This is a genomic window from Paenibacillus sp. JL3B1040 (genome assembly GCF_057063165.1).
This window is the reverse complement of sequence record NZ_CM169317.1, coordinates 4088835-4109434: the sequence shown is the minus strand read 5'-3', so window position 1 is coordinate 4109434 and position 20600 is coordinate 4088835. Positions and strand designations below refer to the sequence as shown.

Annotated in this window: 15 protein-coding genes and 1 riboswitch; of the genes, 13 read left to right on the top strand and 2 right to left on the bottom strand. The window is 56.5% G+C overall.

From position 1 onward, the window contains the following. Nucleotides 1-98 precede the first annotated feature (98 nt). The 3 genes from ACZF99_RS18510 (at nucleotide 99) to ACZF99_RS18500 (ending at nucleotide 2253) form a co-directional block, all read left to right on the top strand. On the top strand, nucleotides 99-812 hold the full coding sequence (locus ACZF99_RS18510) for a DsbA family protein (protein WP_483606537.1): 714 nt from the start codon (nucleotides 99-101) through the stop codon (nucleotides 810-812). Between the two features lie 21 nt (nucleotides 813-833). After that, nucleotides 834-1274, top strand: coding sequence for a disulfide oxidoreductase (locus tag ACZF99_RS18505; protein ID WP_483606536.1), 441 nt, complete (start codon nucleotides 834-836; stop codon nucleotides 1272-1274). A gap of 100 nt (nucleotides 1275-1374) precedes the next feature. Beyond that, the gene (locus ACZF99_RS18500; protein ID WP_483606535.1) at nucleotides 1375-2253 is read left to right on the top strand and encodes a hypothetical protein; all 879 of its coding nucleotides are present in this window, start codon (nucleotides 1375-1377) and stop codon (nucleotides 2251-2253) included. Between the two features lie 323 nt (nucleotides 2254-2576). Here ACZF99_RS18500 and ACZF99_RS18495 read toward each other — a convergent pair whose 3' ends face one another. Then, nucleotides 2577-3458, bottom strand: a complete 882-nt coding sequence (locus ACZF99_RS18495) for an AraC family transcriptional regulator (RefSeq protein ID WP_483606534.1) — start codon at nucleotides 3456-3458, stop codon at nucleotides 2577-2579. A 131-nt stretch (nucleotides 3459-3589) separates the two neighbouring features. On the opposite strand from ACZF99_RS18495, the gene ACZF99_RS18490 reads away from it, so the two are divergent. From ACZF99_RS18490 to ACZF99_RS18445, 10 genes are all read left to right on the top strand, one after another. Further along, nucleotides 3590-5563: a glycoside hydrolase family 127 protein gene (locus tag ACZF99_RS18490; RefSeq protein ID WP_483606533.1), complete on the top strand. Its 1974-nt coding sequence runs from the start codon at nucleotides 3590-3592 to the stop codon at nucleotides 5561-5563. 104 nt (nucleotides 5564-5667) lie between these two features. Further along, complete coding sequence (locus ACZF99_RS18485; protein ID WP_483606532.1) at nucleotides 5668-9177, top strand: WIAG-tail domain; 3510 nt, start codon at nucleotides 5668-5670, stop codon at nucleotides 9175-9177. A gap of 361 nt (nucleotides 9178-9538) precedes the next feature. Beyond that, nucleotides 9539-11764 (top strand): FMN-binding protein, encoded by a 2226-nt coding sequence (locus tag ACZF99_RS18480; protein ID WP_483606531.1) that lies wholly within the window; start codon nucleotides 9539-9541, stop codon nucleotides 11762-11764. 159 nt (nucleotides 11765-11923) lie between these two features. After that, nucleotides 11924-12009, top strand: a riboswitch (cyclic di-GMP riboswitch). Nucleotides 12010-12152: 143 nt separating this feature from the next. Next, complete coding sequence (locus ACZF99_RS18475; RefSeq protein WP_483606530.1) at nucleotides 12153-12974, top strand: Hpt domain-containing protein; 822 nt, start codon at nucleotides 12153-12155, stop codon at nucleotides 12972-12974. After that, entirely contained in the window at nucleotides 12955-14274 is a 1320-nt protein-coding gene (locus tag ACZF99_RS18470; protein ID WP_483606529.1) for a chemotaxis protein CheA, read from the top strand. Before ACZF99_RS18475 ends, ACZF99_RS18470 begins: the two co-directional genes overlap by 20 nt. A gap of 24 nt (nucleotides 14275-14298) precedes the next feature. Next, entirely contained in the window at nucleotides 14299-14793 is a 495-nt protein-coding gene (locus ACZF99_RS18465; RefSeq protein ID WP_483606528.1) for a chemotaxis protein CheW, read from the top strand. A gap of 28 nt (nucleotides 14794-14821) precedes the next feature. Beyond that, nucleotides 14822-16633, top strand: coding sequence for a methyl-accepting chemotaxis protein (locus ACZF99_RS18460; protein ID WP_483606527.1), 1812 nt, complete (start codon nucleotides 14822-14824; stop codon nucleotides 16631-16633). Nucleotides 16634-16636: 3 nt separating this feature from the next. Further along, the gene (locus ACZF99_RS18455) at nucleotides 16637-17452 is read left to right on the top strand and encodes a CheR family methyltransferase (protein WP_483606526.1); all 816 of its coding nucleotides are present in this window, start codon (nucleotides 16637-16639) and stop codon (nucleotides 17450-17452) included. A 24-nt stretch (nucleotides 17453-17476) separates the two neighbouring features. Next, nucleotides 17477-18538: a protein-glutamate methylesterase/protein-glutamine glutaminase gene (locus tag ACZF99_RS18450; protein ID WP_483606525.1), complete on the top strand. Its 1062-nt coding sequence runs from the start codon at nucleotides 17477-17479 to the stop codon at nucleotides 18536-18538. A 151-nt stretch (nucleotides 18539-18689) separates the two neighbouring features. Continuing rightward, nucleotides 18690-19646 carry a 3'-5' exoribonuclease YhaM family protein gene (locus ACZF99_RS18445; protein WP_483612835.1) on the top strand — a complete coding sequence of 319 codons (957 nt, stop codon included), beginning with the start codon at nucleotides 18690-18692 and terminating at the stop codon, nucleotides 19644-19646. Between the two features lie 12 nt (nucleotides 19647-19658). Here ACZF99_RS18445 and ACZF99_RS18440 read toward each other — a convergent pair whose 3' ends face one another. Next, on the bottom strand, nucleotides 19659-20516 hold the full coding sequence (locus ACZF99_RS18440; protein ID WP_483606524.1) for a M15 family metallopeptidase: 858 nt from the start codon (nucleotides 20514-20516) through the stop codon (nucleotides 19659-19661). Nucleotides 20517-20600 lie beyond the last annotated feature (84 nt).

Here is a 20600-nt window from a genome sequence, read left to right as displayed (position 1 = left end):
ATCTCGCTTTTGTAACTAGAATGGTTGCAGGAAAAGACGAAACTCGAATCTATCCATCTCACTCGAATCTATCCATCTCATAAGAAAGAAGGGGTCGCATGCCGCCGAAAACCGCAACCAACGCTTTGGCCAAGCGCAAAGCCGAACAGCTGAAACAGCAGCAGCAAATGAAAAGAAGACGCCTAATCTGGTTTACGACGGTGGGGCTGCTTCTGGTCCTGATCATCGTCGTGCTGACCATACAGCCGAAGCCGAAGGCGGCCGAATTTGATTACGCCGCTCTGCCCATGCTGGGACAAGCCGACGCACCGGTCAAAATCCTGGAGTTCGGGGACTATCAATGTCCGTCTTGCAAACATGTAAATGAACTGATTAAGCCGAATTTGGTGAACGATTATATAGATCAGGGCAAGGTCGCTTTTTATTTCATGAATCTGCCGTTTCTCGGCTCCGACTCGTTTACGGCCGCACTGGCCGCGCAATCGGTGTACCATCAAAGCAACGAAGCGTTCTGGACGTATTTCGATGCGATTTTCGAACGTCAAGGTGCGGAAAACAGCGGTTGGGCTTCGCCCGAATTCCTGGTGAGTCTCGCCAAGGAATTGGAGCTGCCGATCGACTACGACTTGCTGCAGAAGGATATTGCGGAGGCGACGTACCAAGACGAGGTTGAAGCGCATTTGTCCCAAGGCGACAAGCTGGGCGTGGACAGCACGCCGACGTTCTTCATCAATGGGGTGGAATACGCCGGCAACCTCGGCGATTACGAAGCGCTGAAGAAGACGCTCGACAACGAATTGGCCGGGAAGTAAAGAAGGAGAGGAGGACGGAAGATGCGGGCTTTTTTGAAGGATTACGGCATCTACCTCGCCTGGCTGGTCGCGCTGGTTGCGACGGCGGGGAGCCTGTATCTGAGCGAAGTACTGCATTATGAACCGTGCCGGTTGTGCTGGTTTCAGCGGATCTTCATGTACCCGCAGGTCATTTTGCTGGGGATCGCCGCCTACAAGAACGACCGACAAATCATTCCGTACGTGCTCCCGCTCAGCATCATCGGCGGCTCGATCTCCATCTACCACTACAGCGAGCAAAAAATTCCCGCATTGGCCAAGCTGCTTCCCTGCAAAGTCGGCGTGCCGTGCAACGTGGATTATCTGGGCCAGGGCTGGCTCGGATTTATAACGATTCCGTTCATGGCGCTGGTCGCCTTCGTTTTGATCGTTTGGTTGCTGCTGGCGGCTCGCGGGAAAAAGGAGGAGGCCGGGGAACGTTAATGCGGAGCAGGAAATATGCGGAATTTGCTCCGTGCCGGCAACCTTTTGAAGGTTCGGGCCGTCTGTGTAGACGGGGGTGTTGATATTGACAAACAGGAGCTTGAAGAAACATAAATGGGGGAAAACGGCAGGGTGGCTGGGCATGATCCTGCTGGCGCTATCGTTGACGGCGTGCACCGGGAACGGTGCCAAGCCCGGCATGAATGCAGGCGGCGAAACGAACGGGAACCAACCGGCGCCCGTTGACGATGCGACCGAAACGAAACAGGGAACGGGCGCCTTCGTCGGTCTGATCGACAACCACTCGGCGGAGATTGAGTGGGAAGGGACGCCAACCGCATTTCAATTGGATGAAGCGTTAAGCGAGGTGGCGCAAAACCTGGAGCAGGGGACACGCGTGTCTTTCGAATACGTGGAACGGGCGGTGGAAGGCGATGCTTCGCTGAAACAGCTGGTATTGACGAAGCTGGAGGCGGAGCCCGCCAAAGGGGCGACGGACTCCGGCGCGACGCCGGATCTGCCGGCCGAGAAACCGATCGAAGTTGAGCTGGAAGGCATGAAGGAGACGCGAACCGCCAAGCTTGCGAAGGGGGAAGGATATGCGTTCTACATGTTCGATGGCTTTTCGTTTGATGCCGGAGCCAACAAGTTAACGATGAATTACGACCCGGGGTATCATGTTGCGATCACCAAGCTGCCATCCGGCTACGATATCGAAGAATTGGCTAAGGCGGCTAAGGATGACTTGGCCAAGAACGGGAAAGTCGAGCAGTTGTCCGGCGACAAGGTTTACGTGACGATGCGCGATGCCGAGCTGTTCCTCATCGCTCAGGGCGACGGCTTGACTCAGGAATACATCGTCAAGAATATGGGCGGTCAGGGCTTCGCTTTCCTGCTCAACATGCCGCACGGCGAAGCGTCGGAAGGCTTTGGTCCGCTGGCCTTCGCGTCCATAAACACAACGGTGGCCACGGATTAACCCGACACCCGAGCTAGTCTTAAAACAACAAGCAAAACCGTCCGTGCAGGGCTCCTGCAGCGGGCGGTTTTTTGATGAAGAGAGTGAAAGAGAAGAAATGTTGTATTTAGTGCAACATTCTCCGCCAGATTTGGAGGGAGCAGGCCAAATGTTGTATAAAGTACAACAAATTCACCCACCAAAGGGGAAAATACCTAAAAATGTTGTATAAAGTACAACAATTTCTGGGTGCGAGGCGATATAATCTCTGAAATGTTGTACGAAATACAACATTTTGAGGATGGACTCGGCGCCGCACCCCATCGCATAATCCAAGCGACTCCTCAAGAGGTAAATTGCTTGCGGAACTGACGCGGCGAGCAGCCGTTCTTGAGCGCAAACCGGTTCGAGAAGTACGGGGTGCTGTTAAATCCGACATAAGCGGCGATGTCCGCGATCGGCCGCTCCGTTTTGAGCAGCAGCAGCTTGGCCTGCTCCAGCCGGTAGTGCAGTAGGTAGTCGTTCGGCGTCATGCCGTACACCTGCTTCATGCAGCGGGTGATGTAATTGTAGTGGTAATGCAGCGCATCGGCCATTTGACCGCTGTTGAGCTCCGAACGGTAATTGCTCTTGATGTAGGCTTCGGCCTTCTCCGCGACGGTCACCACCGGGGAAACGTGCGATTCCAGTTGTCTTAAGTCCATTGCGCGGAGCAACTCCTCGAACCATTGCTGGCGGTTCCAAAACGCCCGGGACTGGCGTTCTCCGAGGCTCTCCAGAAGCTGCCGGAACAAGCGGAACATCGGGTCGGGAGAGGGGAGGTCCCACACCTTCGGGAGTTGAAGGGAATACGGCGAAGCCAGGAAACGGTCGGAATGTTCGTCCGCTTCGGGATAATGACGGTCCGCTTCCTCCGCCGGCAGTTGCTGCCAGGCGCAGACCGTATGAAAATGCATCCAGTAAAAAGACGTAGGCTCCTCGCAAGGCTTCACCGCGTAATGATGCCGATCGGGCAGCAGCAGCAGCGATTGACCGGCCTCCAGGCTCCAGGCTTGCCCCTCCTCGCCGATAAATAACGTGCCGGATTCCACCGCGATCCAGTCGAAAATCCCGATATTGCGCCGGTTGGGATGCTCGTCTCCGGGCTGATACAAGGAATGCCCGCATTCGAGAAAATAGGGCAGGGGCGGAGCCGTAAGCTGCACCAGAACCGAGGGTTTCGGCAAAAGAAATCACCTCCATATCGAGTGTGAAATATTATAACTTTGAGGTTGCTGACATTCGTATTTTGATCTAAATATATGAGATAAAATGAGTTTTGTCAGTATGATTTTTCAAAAAAGGAGGACGTTATACGATGGACATAGCCGGGCAAATGCCGCGTTCGGAGAGGGTCGCGCTGAACCGGATACGGATTCGCGACGATTTTTGGAGCTACTATATCGAATTGGTCAAGAATGTGGTCATTCCCTACCAATGGGAGGCGTTAAACGACCGGGTGGAAGGGGCGGAACCCAGCGGGGCGGTGCGCAACTTTCGGATTGCCGCGGGCCTGTCGCAAGGCGAATTTTACGGATTTGTATTTCAGGACAGCGATTTGGCCAAATGGCTGGAAGCGGCGGCTTATCTTTTGGAAGCGGATGCAAACCCGGAGCTTGAGGGCATCGCCGACGGGGTGATCGACATCATCGCCAAGGCGCAACGGGAAGACGGGTATTTGAACACGTATTTTATCCTGAAGGAACCGGACAAGCGCTGGACGAACCTGACGGACTGCCATGAGCTGTATTGCGCGGGCCATTTGATCGAAGCGGGAGTCGCCTATTACCGGGCCACGGGAAAAAGAAAGCTGCTGGACGTGGTCGCGAAATTCGCGGATTACATCGACAGCGTGTTTGGCACGGAACCCGGCAAGCTCCCCGGTTACGACGGCCATCAGGAAATCGAGCTGGCGCTCGTCAAGCTGTACGAGGCCACCGGACAGGAGCGATACTTGCGCCTGAGCCGCTATTTCCTCGATCAGCGGGGGCAGCAGCCTTCCTTTTTCGAGGAGGAGCTGAAGCGTCGCGGCGGCAAATCTCATTGGGGAGGAAATGCCCAGCGCGTTGATCTCGCTTACCATCAAGCACATCTGCCGGTAAGGGAGCAGGAGACCGCCGTGGGCCATGCCGTTCGGCTGCTGTACATGTTGACCGGGATGGCCGATGTGGCGGGCTTGACCGGAGATGAGACGCTGCTGGCGGCCTGCCGCAAGCTGTGGGACAACATCGTCGGCAAACAGATGTACATTACCGGCGGGGTAGGCTCGATGCCGCAAGGCGAGGCGTTTTCGTTCGATTACGATCTGCCGAATGACACGGCATATGCGGAGACCTGCGCATCGATCGGGTTGATCTTCTTTGCCCAGCGGATGCTGCGAATTTCGCCGGAGTCGAGGTATGCCGACGTCATGGAGCGGGCCTTATACAATACCGTCGTCGGCGGGATGGCCCGGGACGGCAAGCATTTCTTCTACGTGAATCCGCTGGAGGTGGACCCGAAGGCTTGCGGAGGCGCGAATCACAAATACGACCACATTAAGCCGGTCCGTCAGGAATGGTTCGGATGCGCCTGCTGCCCGCCGAATATCGCCCGGCTGCTGGCATCGCTTGGCGAATATATTTATACGGTCCAAGGCGACACGGTATATGCCCATCTCTATATTGGCGGGGAAGCCGAATTGCAGGTTGGCGGCGGCAAGGTGAAGCTGACGCAAACGACGGATTACCCTTGGAACGGCCGTGTGCGTTTCGAAGTAGCGCCGGAAGGTGAGGGACGCTTTACGCTGGCGCTGCGGCTGCCGGATTGGTGCCCGGAAGCGAGCCTCAAGGTGAACGGGGAGGCTGTGGCGCTGGAGGGGGGATTCATCCAGAACGGATATATCCGGCTGCAACGGCAGTGGAGTGAGGGGGATGTCGTCGAGCTCAAGCTGGCAATGCCGGTGACGCGCATGTGCAGCCACCCGCTCGTGCGGGCGAACGCCGGAAAAGTCGCTCTGCAGCGCGGCCCGCTTGTTTATTGCCTGGAGCAGGCCGACAATGGCGCGAATCTGCACGAGCTGGTGCTGCCTCGGGAGGCGGAGCTTCGCGCCGAACGCGAAACCGGATTGCTTGGCGGCCTCGTCACCGTCCAAGCCGAGGCAGTCCGACTCACCGGATCGGAGGGGGACGGCGAGTTGTACAGACCGTCGTCCCCCCTGCTGGAGAAGCCGGCGGCGGTCAAGTTTATTCCTTATTACGCCTGGGCCAACCGCGGCGCAGGAGAAATGACGGTATGGGTCCGCGAACGGTAAAATCAAAGGCTGCGAGCGGCCCAGCCGGAAGCGTTGTGACAAGAGCCTAAACGCCCGCATATGATACCCAAGATGATCATCTTTAGCAAAGGAGAGGGCGGCTCTTGAAAAGACAAAAACCTGCGAAATCCGGCAGAGCGAGGAAATCGCTCTATTACGTAGATAATCCGGAAATGAACGAATTAAAGCTGTTGGAGGAACGAAAGATTCAGGCGTCATCCGGGGACAAGGAGCTTCGGCTTCATGAAACCGCAGCGCCCGTACTTCCGGCTCATGGCGAGGAGAACACGGCGGCGGCAACGCCTGAGGCGGAGCCGGAGCCGAAGACGGTTGACGGCAGCCGGGCCCTTCAGGAGTTGTTGATCGAAAAAACCGCACCCTACCAGGAGCAAGGCATCATTTATACCGACGATATCATCGATGAGGCCGTAACCCGGGAGAAAATCGCCCCGTTCACGATCGACGCCTCGCGGATCATGCGGGGGGCCATTGGCTCGGCTTGGATCGCCGACTACGCGGTGGAGAACATCAAGCTGGCCGACCGGGCGGTAACCTCGGGCAAAATTGCGCCTTTGTCGGTGAACGGCAGCCATTTGGTGGACGGTGCGATTGAAGGACGGGCGATCCGGGACCATTCCATCGGCGGGGAGAAACTGGCGGATGGCAGCGTGACGCCGGAGAAGCTGGCCGATCGGGCGATCACCGGAGAGAAGCTGGCGGAGGGGGCGGTAGAGAGCCGCCATCTGGCGGAGTGGATCGTGACGTCCGAACTGCTGCAGGATCAAGCCGTATCGGAGGAGAAAATCCGCAGCGGAGCCGTGAAAGCGCAGCATTTGGCCAACGGAGCGATCGACAATTCCAAGCTGGGGGACGCCTCCGTGACAACGTCCAAGCTGCGCGACGGCTCCGTGACGGGGGACAAATTGGCGGACGGAACAGTGGAAAGCCGCCATCTGACAGATCAAATCATTAGTCCGCGCCACTTGGCTCCCGGATTAATCGGTCAGGAGCAATTGGCCTGGTCCAGCGTCGGCGCGGAGCAATTGCAGGAGGGAAGCGTTAAGCCGGCCCATTTGGGCGATGCGGTGATCGAATCCCGCCACCTCGCGCCCGGGGCGGTTGGCAGCGGGCATGTACAGCCGGGCAGTATCGGTCAGGAGCAGCTAGCGAACGGGGAAATTTTCGCGCGGCATCTCGCCGATAAATCGATCCCCGCCACGAAGCTGGCCGACCAATCCGTTGGTACGTCGCACATCGTCGAACAAGCGGTGACATCGTCCAAAATCGCCGATCAAAGCGTACTGCCGGGCAAAATCGCCGATGAAGCCGTATTGGCCCGACATCTGGCCAAAGGCGCTGTCCAATCGGCGCAGCTTGCCCGAGGCGCGGTTGCAGGTTGGCATCTGACCGAAGGAGCTGTGCAAAGCGGTCACCTTGCGGCGGAGGCGGTACAGGAATGGCATTTGGCCGACTCCGCGGTGACCGGCGAGAAGCTGGCGGTCGCCGAGGTGACCGCGGAGCACCTGGCGGAAGGGGCCGTTGCGGCGGACCACCTGCAGCCGGGGAGCGTCACGGCCGACAAACTGGAGCAAGACAGCGTGACGAGCCGGGCGATCGCTCCGGGGGCCGTGACGGAGGCGGCCATCGGCGCACGGCAAATTACGGCCGAACATCTGGGGCTGGGCATTGTGCAGGCCCGGCACCTGGCGCCGGGTTCCGTCAACCGCAGCCAGATTGGGGCTGGCGCGGTTCGGGAGGAGCATCTGGGCATTGGCGTCGTCTTTTCGCCGCATCTCCAGGATCATGCGGTCACCGGTTTGAAACTGTCGCCGGAAAGCGTAACGACGGATAAGCTTGGCGATCTGTCGGTGACGGCCGCGAAGCTGGCGGAGGGCGGCGTGACCGGATCCAAGTTGGCGGCGCAAGCCGTGAACGCCGCACATTTGGCCGAAGGCGCCGTCGGGTCCGAGGCGTTGGCCGCCGGTGCCGTGCAGGCGGAGCATCTGGCCGAGGGAGCGGTCGCCTCCGCTCATCTGCGGTCCGGTGCGGTCAAATCGGGTCATTTGGCCGACGCGGCGGTGACGTCGCGGGCGCTGCGGGCCGGCGCCGTAACTGCCGGGCACTTGGCCGAAGGCGCAGTGCTTGGCGCGCATTTGGCCGAAGGCGGCGTGACGGAGCGCCACCTCGGCGACGCGGCGGTCGGTTCCCGCCATATCGCCGCCGAGGCGATCGACGCCGCGCATTTGTCCGCCGAGCTGCGGCAAAGCGGGCTGCTGCCCGAGGCGGGCGTCGGCGGGGAGGCCCTGCGGCCGGCGTCCATCTCAGGCCGGCATCTGCAGGCCGGCGCGGTCGGTGCCGAAGCGCTCGGCGATGCGGCGGTCGGAAGCGGCCATTTGCAGGCGGCTTCCGTGCAAAGCGGCCACCTGGCGGAGGAGGCCGTACAAAGCCAACACTTGGCTGAAGATGCGGTGCAGAGCGAGCATCTGGCCAAAGGCAGCGTGACCGACCGCCATCTTGGCATAGCGGTGATCGGCCCCTATCATATCGCCGCCGAATCGATCAATGCCACACATTTGACCCCCGCGCTGCGGCAAAGCGGGCTGCTGCCCGCCGGCGGCGTCGGCGGGGAAGCCCTGCAACCGGCGTCCATCGCAAGCCGGCATCTGCAGGCCGGCGCGGTCGGTGCCGAAGCGCTCGGCGATGCGGCGGTCGGAAGCGGTCATTTGCAGGCGGGTTCCGTACGAAACGGCCATCTGGCGGAGGCGTCCGTCCAGGGCCGGAACCTGGCTCCTCGTGCGGTGCAAGGCGGGCATTTGGCGGAAGGCAGCGTGTCGGAACACCACCTCGGCGAAGGCGCGGTCGACTCGCGCCATTTGCAGAGGGGTTCCGTGCAAAGCGAACATCTGGCGGAGGAGGCCGTGCAAAGCCGGCACTTGAGTGCAGACGTGGTGCAAGCGGCAAATTTGGCGGCGGACAGCGTGGAGTCCCGGCATCTGAGCGATGCGGCGGTTCATGCCCACCATATCTCGCTCGAAGCGGTAAACGTATGGCATTTGTCTTCTGAAATTCAGCAGCGCGGCCTTCTGCCCGAGGATGGCGTCGGCGGCAAGGACATCCGCCCGTCCGCTATCGGCCGGGGGCATCTGCAGCCGGGCGCGGTGGATGCCGGAACATTGGCCGAGGGCGCCGTGGGGGCCGATCATCTGCAGGCAGCTGCCGTAGGGAACGTCCACCTCGCAGCGGATGCGGTCGGGAGCAGCCAACTGACCGACGAAGCCGTCGGTACCCGCCATCTGCAGCCGGGCGCCGTCGGGGTGCGGCAGTTAAGCTTCACTCCGGTTCAAACCCTGCCGGGCCAGCCGGCACAGCTGCAGTTCGGCATGTCCGCATTTTTGCTGCAGGGCCATGAGGAGGAGACAACGATCACGATCGCTTTCGACGCTCCGTTCGATTCATCCGACTACGTCATCGTTGTCATGACCAATCACTCCGCGTATTACGCCTCGCTGAAGGAGCAGTCGCCCGAATCGGCCGTAATCGCGATCTCCAAACTTAAGGATAGCAGCGTCAACTACGGGTTTGTGACGTGGATGGCCATCGGCAGCGTTCGGTAGGACGACGTATCATGCGCCAGCCGCCGGATCGTTCCGGCGGCTGTTTTTCTGCGTATTCCCATAGATGGAGTGACAAATATTTCAGGCTGTGTGATTTTGCGTACAGCTTTTTTGCGCCAAATTACCTAGTATCTAATGGAAACCGCGCAGCTTTTGTTGCTCTGTTATGTGAAATCATTCACGATGATGTGGGGTGCGGTTTTCGGGATAGACATCGTGCAAGAGGGAGGGGCGTGGGTCGCTTGGAAGGCGGTGTATCGTTTCCGAGCACAGTCGAAAAACAAAGAGACGATATCATCAAGAAGAAGCAGGTTATGTAATTTACATAGCTTGGTGAAATTCACAAGGGAGAGGATCGCATTTGAAAAAGCTGATTAGCCTAACGGTAAGCGCAACATTGGTATTATCATCCTTGTCGCTTACTGTCGGTGTATCCGGTTACAAACTGACCGGCATTGACGTGGTATCCGCCGCATCGGAAACGGAAACGCCAGTCAAAGAAACGCCAAGCAAGACGACTACGCCAAGCAAAACAACGACGCCAAGCAAGACGACTACGCCAAGCAAAACAACGACCCCAAGCAAGAAAACAACACCTAACAAAACGACAACACCCAGCAAGAAAACAACACCCAGCAAAACAACAACACCCAGCAAAACGACAACGCCTGCCAAAACAACCGCTCCGGTTGTTAAACCGGTAGAGAATCCTTATGCCGACGGTGTGTACGTCACTTATGGAAACGCTTATTCTAAAGGGACCGAAGGAGCAAAAGTCACGATCAAGGACGGCAAGGTCGCTGCGATCGAATTGCTCAGAACGAGCCCTAAGCTGATCGATAGAGATGTCCGCAACAATTACAGCGGTCTCTGGAATGCTTATGAGACGATGAAGACCAACCTGCTTGGCAAAACGCAGGAGCAGGCAGCCAAAGTGGACGTTGTGTCCGGCGCGACCCGTTCGTGCGACGGCTGGAAGCTGTCCGTCGATCGCGCTTTCCAAAGAGCGTTGAAAGAGAAACCGCAGGGCGTAACCTATTTTGCCGGCGAGCACATGGGCGTTGATCCGGAAGGTAAATATATGATCTTCGTTACGTTCGACGCGACGAAGCGTACGGCCGTCAAGCTGTATGCGCTTGACGCCAGCGGCAATGCCGTCGAAGAAGCGAACCTGACCGAAGAGCAAGCCGCATTGGTGAAATCCATCGCTGCCGAGCTGCTGGCGAAAGGGACGGACGCCGTAGGACCCAAAGGCCAGGAAGCCGAGTTTAAGGCGGCTGTGAACGCTTATTGGGACGCGGAGCAAAATGCGAAAGTAAACAACGATTCGAAATACATCGACGGGTTCTATTCCGCTTACGGCGCAGCGCGCGATAAAGGCGTGGAGCGAGCCGACGTCTACATCCGCAACGGCAAGCTGGTTGACCTGAAGCTGTACAGACTGGGCTCCAACCTGATCGATCGGGGCGACACGGCATATGCCGATGTGGTGAAAGCCAATGCTCCGATGACGGCGAAACTGCTCGCCAACGGCTCGTACATCGAGAACTTCAGCGACGGCGTCGACGCGATTGCCGGCGCAACCGAAAGTAGCCACAGCTGGAACGTGGCCGTGGAAAGAGCTTTTGAAAAAGCGTTGAAAGTGTCGGGCAAAGCGAAATATTTTGAAGGCACCTTCGCCGGTGTCGACAACCTGTCCAAACTGCTGGTTCTGGCCGACATCAAGGCGGACCAAGTTTCGAACGTAAATGTACATCTGTTTGGTGCAGATGGTAAATTGATCGCAGCCGACAAGCTGACGGAAGAGCAACAAACCGTTGTTGCTCAACTGAACGAAGGCTTGACCCAAAAAGGCGTGAACATGACGCCGATCGTACTTCAAGAGGACTTGTCCCTCGCGGCCAGAGCGGCATTTGCCGACCTGCTGAACAACGCGTCAACAACGCAAGGTACTTACAAAGACGGCACCTACACCGCCTTTGGCGACGCTTATGACAAAGGGACGAACCGTGCCGACGTTACGTTACGCAACGGCGTCATCGTTGGTCTGAAGCTGTATCGCGTTGGGGTAAATATGATTGACCGCGGAGATTCAGCTTATCCTGAGGTTATCAGAGCGATCCCGATCTTGACCCGCGATCTGCTGTTTGCCGGAACGAGAGAGCAAGCGGCGAAGGTCGATGTGGTATCCGGCGCAACCAGCAGCAGTACCGCTTTGAAAACGGCCGTCGAAAATGCTTATAAGAAGGCAGAAATCAACGAGTCGTACAAAACAGCCTACATCAATGGCATTTTTGCCGGGATCAACAAAGACAAATCCGTTTACGTTATGGTAACGGTGCAAAACAACGTGCCGTTCAAAATGGAAGTGTTCTATCTTGACGCGAACGGGAAAATCAAGACGGAAGATCAATTGACCGTCGACGAGAAAGCCGTCAAGACGGAGTTCGAAACGCCGACTGCCGAAGGAGCCTTGCATAAATACGGGTATCGTCCGGCAGCCTTCGGCGATACGGAGGGCATGAAAGCCGTTTCTGCCCAAGTGGTGGACGCCGTGAAGAATGCGCTGGAGAACGCCGGCAGATAATCGCTTTTGCCGGATTTGGCAAGCCTAAAGGCTTGGTGCGTAAAGCCCCCTCGAATCGTTCGAGGGGGCTTTTGTTCGTGCGCATGGAGAAATTTAAAATTCCTAGTTTACAACTTCTGTCCTTGCATGCTAGTATAAATTAACTAAAAAATAGCAATTTTACTAGAAGGGCAAACTTGCCGAAAGTCAAGGACGCAAAGCCACGGGCCTAACGTAACCGTTACCAGGGCAGCCGGGTTTCATGGTAACTTGTGGATGCGATTCTATCTTTCAAACAGTTCTCTTTCTTCGAAAATGCAGCTTTCTCGAGAAAGAGTTTTTTTGTACGAAGAATTTGTCGAATAATAAGTAAAATTGTCGAAAATTGATGTGACGGGGAGAACATATCATGGGAGAATTTGGTGCTTCGGATCCTTTATTGGAGATATATCTTCACGAGAATTCGCAACTGCTGGAACAGCTGGAGCAGTGCATTTTGGAATGCGAGGAAGCGAATGCGTTTTCCTCCGCCGCGATCGATGTCATCTTCCGTATCATGCATACGATCAAAGGTTCTTCCACGATGATGGGCTTCGACAATATTGCGGCATTGTCTCACGTCATCGAGGATCTGTTTGCTTATATCCGCGAACATCAACCCCGAGTAACCGATTATTCGGCATTATCCGATTTGGTGCTCCAAGGTGGGGACTCTATCAAGCTTGAGCTTTATAAGATCAGGCAGGGCGATTCGCCCGACGGCGATTGTGCGCCGCTGATGGGCAGCATCCGCCACCACTTGGAAGAGCTTAAGCACCGGCATGACGGCGGGCGGGACGCTCCCGTCTCCAAACAAGCCGACAGCGGGAGCCTGGACGAGAGTACCGCCCTCGCCGCACATGGTGCCCGCTTGAAAGCAGTCCTGTTCTTCGACGACGACTACAATATGGAAAATGTACGTGCATACCAGGTGGTCCATAGTCTGAAGGAGTGGACCGAGCATTTCAGCTACTGGCCTGATGACATTGAAAGCAACCTGGACTCCGCAGGAATCATCAAGGAGCAGGGGTTTCAGTTGTTTTTCCGCAACGGGGAAAGCGCCGAAACCATCACCGCCTATCTTTCGCAAGCTCCTTGTCTCAAACATCTTGAGATCAGCGAGTATACAGCCCGCGGGGACTTGCCGGAAACCCGCGCTCCTGGCGGATTCCATGCCGGAGGTTATTCTTGAGAGCAACTCCGCAATCGAACCGCCGCTTGTCGAAGAGCGGCCGTCCCCCGGAGCCTCCGGCGTCGCGTCGTTTCCGCCGGAGGAGTCGCAATCGCTGGCCAAGCCGCCCGTTTCGACCGCAACTACGCAGCAGTCCAGTTTCATCAGCGTAAATTTGACCAAGCTGGACGAGTTGATGGACCTGGTTGGGGAATTGGTTATCGCCGAATCGATGGTCACGCAAAATCCCGAATTGGCGGGCCTTGAGCTGGAACAGTTCCGGAAAGCGGCGCGGCAACTGCGCAAAATTACCGGAGAAATTCAGGATAAGGTCATGTCCATCCGGATGGTTCCGCTGGTGAACACGTTTCAGAAAATGCACCGCATCGTCCGGGATATGTGCAGGAAGCAGGAGAAGCTCGTACGGCTCCAACTGGTCGGCGAGGATACGGAAGTCGACAAGAATATTATCGAGCATATCTCGGATCCGATCATGCACCTGGTACGCAACGCCATCGATCATGGCATCGAGGTCCCGGACGAGCGGGCTGCTGCCGGGAAGAACGAGACTGCCACGCTGACGCTCGAAGCCAAAAACGTCGGCGGCGAGGTGCTGATCCTCGTTCGCGACGACGGTCGCGGATTAAACCGGGAGAAAATCCTACAACGGGCCCGGGAGCGCCGCTTGATCTTTCGGGAAGAAGCGGAGATGAGCGATCGCGACATCTATAATCTGATTTTTTTGCCGGGGTTTTCAACCAAGGAGGTCATTACCGAATTCAGTGGCCGCGGTGTCGGCATGGACGTCGTGCTGAGGAATATCGAAAGCGTTGGCGGCAGCGTTTCCGTCGACAGCGCCGCAGGCGAGGGAACGACGATCACGATTCGCATCCCGCTGACGTTGGCGATTATTGACGGGATGAACGTCAAGGTTGGAAGGTCCCGATATACGATCCCGACCACGGCGATCAAGGAGTCGTTCCGGCCTGATCGAAGCAGCGTCGTGGTCGATCCCGAAGGAAACGAAATGGTGATGGTGCGGGGGCAGTGTTACGCCGTACTCCGCTTGTACGAACGATTTCAAGTCACGACCGACGTTACGGATATGGAGGAAGGCATTTTGATCATGGTGGAGCAGGATCATCGGACCTTCTGCATCTTTGCCGACGAATTGCTCGGTCAACAGCAGGTCGTCGTGAAAAGCCTGCCGTCCTACATCCGCAAAATCCGCAACATTCGGGGGTTGGCAGGCTGCACGATGCTTGGGGACGGAAGCATCAGCCTCATCCTCGACGTTGGCGGACTTGCTCTTACATCCTAAAAAAATAAAGGAGAGAACGAGGCCATGACAGACCCAAACGCACAGTTGCAAACAGAGCAAGAGGACGATACGCAGTCGGGAAAGTTCCTTACTTTTCTGATTGGAACCGACGTATACGGCATCGAAATCCGGTATGTCACGGAAATCATCGGAATTCAGGCCATTACGGAGGTGCCTGAACTCCCCGAGCATATTCGCGGAATCATTAATTTGCGCGGCAAAATCATTCCGGTTATGGATGTGCGGCTGCGCTTCAAGAAGCCGTTCCGCGAGTACAATGATCGGACATGCATCGTGGTCGTGGACATGAAGGACATTTCGATCGGACTTATCGTCGACAGCGTGGCCGAGGTCGCAACGATTGCGGAGGAGGATATCGTTCCTCCGCCGGAAATCAAAAACGGCAGCCAGCAAGGTTTTATTAAAGGGGTCGGAAGAGTGGGCGGCGAAGTCAAGCTGCTGCTGGACGGTGACAAGCTGCTGCACCATGATGAAGCCGAAAGTTTAAGTCAACTGTAAGCGAAAACGACAACGGGGGTTATGGAAAATGATGAAGCTGACGATCAAAGCAAGACTTATCCTGTCTTTTAGCCTTATGGTTCTTTCTCTGGCCGGCCTTGGAATGTATTCGATCAACTCGGTCGACCGGGTCAATCTTCAATCCACGGTCATCACCCGGGACTGGCTTCCCTCTATGGATTTGGCGCATTCCATGAATACGCTGATCTCCGATTACCGAATCACGGAGCTGCGAATTATTCTGGCGGTGAGCGACCCGCAGGATCTCAAAGACATGAAAGATCGTTTAGACACGGAAAACGGGAAAATGCAGCAACTGATCAACGGTTATGAACAAAGGGCGAAAGCCGGTCAGGACAAACAGTTGTTTGATACGTTTAAAGAGAGATGGATCGGATACATGCAACTGAGTCAGCAGATCATCGGGCTTGTTGATCAGCATAAGAGCGACGCCGCGATGGAACTTATGCGCGGGCAATCGAAATCGGAGTTTGATCAGGCCACGAATGCCTTGCTCGAACTGGTGAAATTCAATCAGACGAGTTCGCAAAATGCGAGCGATGACGGCGATAAAACGTACGCCGACACCATCACGGTCCTGATCACCATCATTATCGTCATCACGCTGATCGCTATCGGCCTTGCCTTTCTGATCGTCCTGAGCATCACGAAGCCGATCGGCAAGCTGTCGAAAGCGGCTGAAGCGTTGTCGCTCGGCGATGTCAACGTCAGCGTGGATACGAACAGTCAAGACGAAGTCGGTCAGTTGATGCAAGCCTTCTCCCGCATGATCACCAGCATTCGCGACCAAGCGCGGGTCGTCGAACAGGTAGCTAACGGCGATTTAACCGTTCAGGTGAAGGTAAGATCGGAACATGACCTGATGGGGATCAAGCTGCAGGAGATGGTCGAACGCAACAACGAGATCTTGTCCAGCATCAATACGGCGGCGGACCAAGTGGCTTCCGGTTCGAAACAGGTGTCCGATTCCAGCATCGCGTTATCTCAAGGCGCTACCGAACAAGCCAGCTCCGTCGAGCAGCTTACCGCCTCCCTGGAGGAAATCTCCACGCAGACGAAGCTGAATGCGCAAAACGCCAATGAAGCGAATCAATTGGCGGCCGATTCCAAGCAAAGCGCGCTGCAGGGCAACGAGCAGATGAAAGATATGCTGGGAGCGATGCGTGAAATCAATGAGGCGTCCAGCAGCATTTCCAAGATCATCAAGGTTATCGACGAAATCGCGTTCCAGACGAACATCCTGGCTCTGAATGCCGCGGTGGAAGCCGCGCGGGCGGGGCAGCACGGCAAAGGCTTCGCCGTCGTCGCCGAGGAGGTCCGCAATCTGGCGGCCCGCTCGGCAAACGCGGCCAAAGAGACGACCGATATGATCGAAGGCTCGATCAACAAGGTGCAGGAAGGCACGCGAATCGCCGACCAAACGGCCGAAGCGCTGAAATCGATCGTCGGCGACATCGAACGGGTAGCCAGCCTGGTCGGCGAAATTGCCCTGGCTTCCACGGAACAGGCGGCTGCGATTACGCAAATTAATCAAGGGATATCTCAGGTTTCCCAAGTCATTCAGACCAATTCCGCCACTTCGGAGGAAAGCGCCGCGGCCAGCGAAGAACTGTCGAGCCAAGCGGGGCTGTTGAAGCAACAGGTGGCGCGGTTTAAGTTGAAGCGCAGCAGTTATAACGATTATGCCAGCCGGGAGGAAATGAATCCCGAGGTGCTGCGCGTATTGGAACAAATGAATGAATCGCGGAAAACCGAGTTTGGCCCTGGAGCCGGCAATCCGAAAATTTTGCTCAGCGACTCGGAGTTCGGAAAGTATTAAGCCATGATCACCATTACGAACGAGGAGTTTCGTCAGTTATCGGATTATATCCGCCACTATTACGGGATTTATTTGAAGGAAGAGAAACGCGCGCTGGTGATGGGGAGGCTGCACCAGGTTCTTGTCAGCAAACGCTTCACCAGCTTTAAGGAATATTTTCAATATGTCGTTTCGGATCGTACCGGAGAAGCCGTGATGACGCTGGTGGACAAAATTACGACCAACCATACGTTTTTTATGCGGGAGTATGATCATTTCGAGTTTTTGCGCGACCGCGTCCTGCCGTATTTGGAAGCGGTGGTGAAAGACCGGGATTTGCGAATCTGGAGCGCGGGCTGCTCCTCGGGCCAAGAGCCTTACACGCTGGCGATGCTACTGGACGAATACTTCGGCGCGGGCAAACCGCTATGGGATGCCAAAGTGCTGGCAACGGACATTTCTGCGGAAATTTTGGCCAAAGCGCAGCAGGGTGAGTATGGGGCGGAAGACTTATCGGCCTTGCCTTCCTCTTGGCGATTGAAGTACTTCAACGTTCGGGAACGCGACCATTTCACGGTCAACGACAAGCTCAAGCGGGAAGTGATTTTCCGGAAATTCAATTTGATGGAACCTACGTTTCCGTTCAGGCGCAAATTCCACGTGATTTTCTGCCGGAATGTCATGATTTACTTCGACAATCCCACGAAGGAAGCGCTGGTGGACAAGTTCTACAAGCATTTGGAGATCGGAGGGTATTTGTTCATTGGCCATTCCGAATCGCTGCAGCGGGAAACGACGCCGTTCAAATACGTCAAGCCGGCGATATACCGGAAGGAGTAACGGGATACCGAGGGGGGAGAGCCTATGGGAGACCACTTGACATTACGCGTGTTGATCGTCGACGATTCCATGATGTACCGCGAGGTATTGGCTTTGGGGCTGTCCTCGGATCCGGCCATCGAAATCGTCGGCAAAGCGAAGGATCCGTTTGATGCCCGGGATCAAATCCTGCGGTTTCATCCGGACGTGATGATCTGCGACGTGGAGATGCCGAAAATGAACGGAATCGAATTTCTCCGCCGCCTGCTTCCGCAATATAGGCTCCCGGTCATTGTCGTAAGCACGATCAGCGATGCCGTCTTCGACGCCATGGAGGCGGGGGCGGTCGACTTCGTGTGCAAGCCGGATCCAAAGTCGCCCAGAAGTGTTGAAGGGTTCATCCGCGACCTGATCGATAAGGTGAAGATGGCCGCCAAGACGAACGTGGCGCCCGTCAGAGATCACGGGGAGCGGAGATCCGGGGGGTTGCCGGTTCCGGAGCGCCCATTTCAAGCCGGCGGGGTCGTTGCCATCGGCGCGTCCACCGGGGGGACCGAAGCGATCTCTTATCTGCTAGGCAGGTTGCCCTCGTCGTTTCCCGGGATCGTGATCGTTCAACATATTCCGCCCGTATTTTCGCGGATGTTTGCGGACCGCTTGAATCAAAGTACTTCCTTTACCGTAAAGGAAGCGGCTTCAGGCGATATCGTGGAGCCGGGCAAAGTGCTGATCGCTCCGGGCGACCGTCATATGCGGCTGCGCAAGGCGGACGGCCGCTACCGGGTCGACTGCTTTGAAGGCGACAAGCTGAACGGGCATTGCCCGTCGATCGACATTCTGTTCGAATCGGTCGCCAAGGAATGCGGTTCGCGGGCTGTCGGCGTTATTTTAACCGGCATGGGGTATGACGGAGCGAAAGGTCTGCTCTCGATGCGCCGCAAGGGGGCTCGGACGTTGGGGCAAAATGAGGCTTCATCGGTGGTGTACGGCATGCCCAAGGTCGCTTACGAATTGGGCGCGGTGGAGAAGCAGGTCTCGCTGGAGCTGCTGCCGCGGGCATTATGCTCCATGCTGATCGAGGAAACGAAATCGACACGAGAATCGTAATTTACGTTAGCTATTGGGCGCTGGCTCCGTGGTCCGTCACGGGGAGGCGTTCTTTTTTTGCAATGAGAGGGGCGGGCGGAGGAGAAAAGGCGCTGAGGTTTCGGCGGTCACATAGTATAATGGGTCTATCATGGATTTGGAGGAATTATGGGTGACGCAAATTAACCAATTAAAAAACCAAGATGAGTTTGTGGGCTTTTATCTGCTCAAGGAACTGGAGGTGAAGCAGACGAACGCCAATCCGCCGAAGGATTATTTGGATATCGTGTTGTGCGATGCGACCGGGGAGATGCCGGCCAAATTTTGGGATGCTTCGCCGACCGACAAAGAGACGTTTTTTCCGATGGGACTCGTGAAGGTGCGGGGGCTAGTCCAGACTTACCGGGAGAAGCTGCAGGTCAAGGTGCTGCAAATCCGGCCGGCCAAGCCGGAAGACGGTGTGAGATTAACCGAATTTATCCGTTCCGCGCCGATTTCGTCGGAAGCATTGATCCATACGATCCAAGGCGTAATCAGCGATATCGCCGATGAGGAGATCCAGGCGATCGTCCGGTATTGCGTCGGCAAGGTGGAGGAGAAGCTGGCCCATTATCCGGCGGCCAAAACGCATCATCACGCTTATTTCGGCGGGTTGGCTTACCATATGGTGCGGATGCTGGAAATCGGGGATTTCTTGTGCGGGCAGCGTTCGTTTCTAAACCCGGACCTGCTGAAGGCGGGCATCATTCTGCACGATATCGCCAAGCCGGAGGAAATGGTGGCCGAATTGGGCATCGTGTCCGAGTACAGCACGCCGGGCAAGCTGCTCGGCCATATCTCCATGGCTTCGCAGTGGGTGACTGAAGCGGCGATCCGGCTTAGCATCCCGCTCGATTCGCCGAAGGTGCTGGGGCTGCAGCATTTGGTGCTGTCCCACCACAACTTGGGGGAATGGGGCAGCCCGGTGCAGCCTCAGACGCCGGAAGCGGTCGCCCTGCACCATATCGATGCGCTGGACGCCAAGCTGCAGATGGTGGAGGACGCGCTCGCTACGACGCCGGAGTCCGAAGCCTGGACGCCGCTGATTCGGGGCCTGGAGAACAAGGGGATCTACCGGTTGAAGTGGTGAGCCCTGCCAGAGTTATTCCACGTCAAAATCGAAATAAGTCGAAGGATACGGCTCATCCTTCAGCGTATAATGCCACCATTCCTTGGCGTATGGCTTGAAACCCTGCTTTACCATCGCCGTCTTGAGGATATGGCGGGCCGTACGCTGCGCCTTAGTGAGCCCCTTTGCGCCATGCGCGGAAATCGGGCCGAGGAAATCGACCCGGCTGCCCATGTCCACCTCTTCGCCGGTCTTCTTGTAAACCAGGGTAAGATCCACCGTGCTGCCGCGGGAATGGCCGGATTTGGAGGACAAGTAGCCTTGTTTGAATAGATTTTTCTTGTCCACGCCGGGATAAAAAAGTTCCTTCATCTCGGTATCGAGCGGATCCTTGGACCATCGGGCGAAATGATCGACCGCTTTTTGCGGACGGTAGGCGTCGATGATTTTTAGACGGTAGCCTTGGCTTTTGACGTCTTCGTTGACCTTGTTCAAAGCGCGGGCCGCCCGCAAGGTCAGGATGGCGAACGGAGCGTTATATCCGTCGATCCGTTCCCCGATGAAGTTGTCGCCGGTATAATAGCGGAGATCGTAGACGGCGTCCGGGATCACCTCGTCGAGGTAAACGAAGCCCTTCCCTTTGGGCAGTTGATATTTCTTGACGACTCCGGCGGCATTGGAGGAGGAGGGCGGTGGCTCGGTTGGCTTGGAGGCAGCAGCGGTATCCCCCGTGTCGGCCGCGCTTACGCAGGACATTAGCATCAGGGCGGCCAGAATGATAAAGCCGATCTTATGCGATGGCCGGGATAAGTTCGGTGGAGAGGGGACAGAACCGCGGCTATCGGGCTCCGCGAGCATGTATTGAGCGCGGTTGGTTTTACGGAAAGGCATGATCCTGCTCCTTTCGCGGTTAGAATGATATAGATAACGATTGAGTTCTATGATTATAGCATATCTCAAACGTTTGAAGGAGGA

Bases quoted from the DNA above. Each gene is read 5' to 3' on its own strand.
- ACZF99_RS18510 (WP_483606537.1), top strand. From the start codon at position 99: ATGCCGCCGAAAACCGCAACCAACGCTTTGGCCAAGCGCAAAGCCGAA.
- ACZF99_RS18505 (WP_483606536.1), top strand. From the start codon at position 834: ATGCGGGCTTTTTTGAAGGATTACGGCATCTACCTCGCCTGGCTGGTC.
- ACZF99_RS18490 (WP_483606533.1), top strand. From the start codon at position 3,590: ATGGACATAGCCGGGCAAATGCCGCGTTCGGAGAGGGTCGCGCTGAAC.
- ACZF99_RS18475 (WP_483606530.1), top strand. From the start codon at position 12,153: ATGGGAGAATTTGGTGCTTCGGATCCTTTATTGGAGATATATCTTCAC.
- ACZF99_RS18470 (WP_483606529.1), top strand. From the start codon at position 12,955: ATGCCGGAGGTTATTCTTGAGAGCAACTCCGCAATCGAACCGCCGCTT.
- ACZF99_RS18465 (WP_483606528.1), top strand. From the start codon at position 14,299: ATGACAGACCCAAACGCACAGTTGCAAACAGAGCAAGAGGACGATACG.
- ACZF99_RS18460 (WP_483606527.1), top strand. From the start codon at position 14,822: ATGATGAAGCTGACGATCAAAGCAAGACTTATCCTGTCTTTTAGCCTT.
- ACZF99_RS18455 (WP_483606526.1), top strand. From the start codon at position 16,637: ATGATCACCATTACGAACGAGGAGTTTCGTCAGTTATCGGATTATATC.
- ACZF99_RS18450 (WP_483606525.1), top strand. From the start codon at position 17,477: ATGGGAGACCACTTGACATTACGCGTGTTGATCGTCGACGATTCCATG.
- ACZF99_RS18440 (WP_483606524.1), bottom strand. From the start codon at position 20,516: ATGCCTTTCCGTAAAACCAACCGCGCTCAATACATGCTCGCGGAGCCC.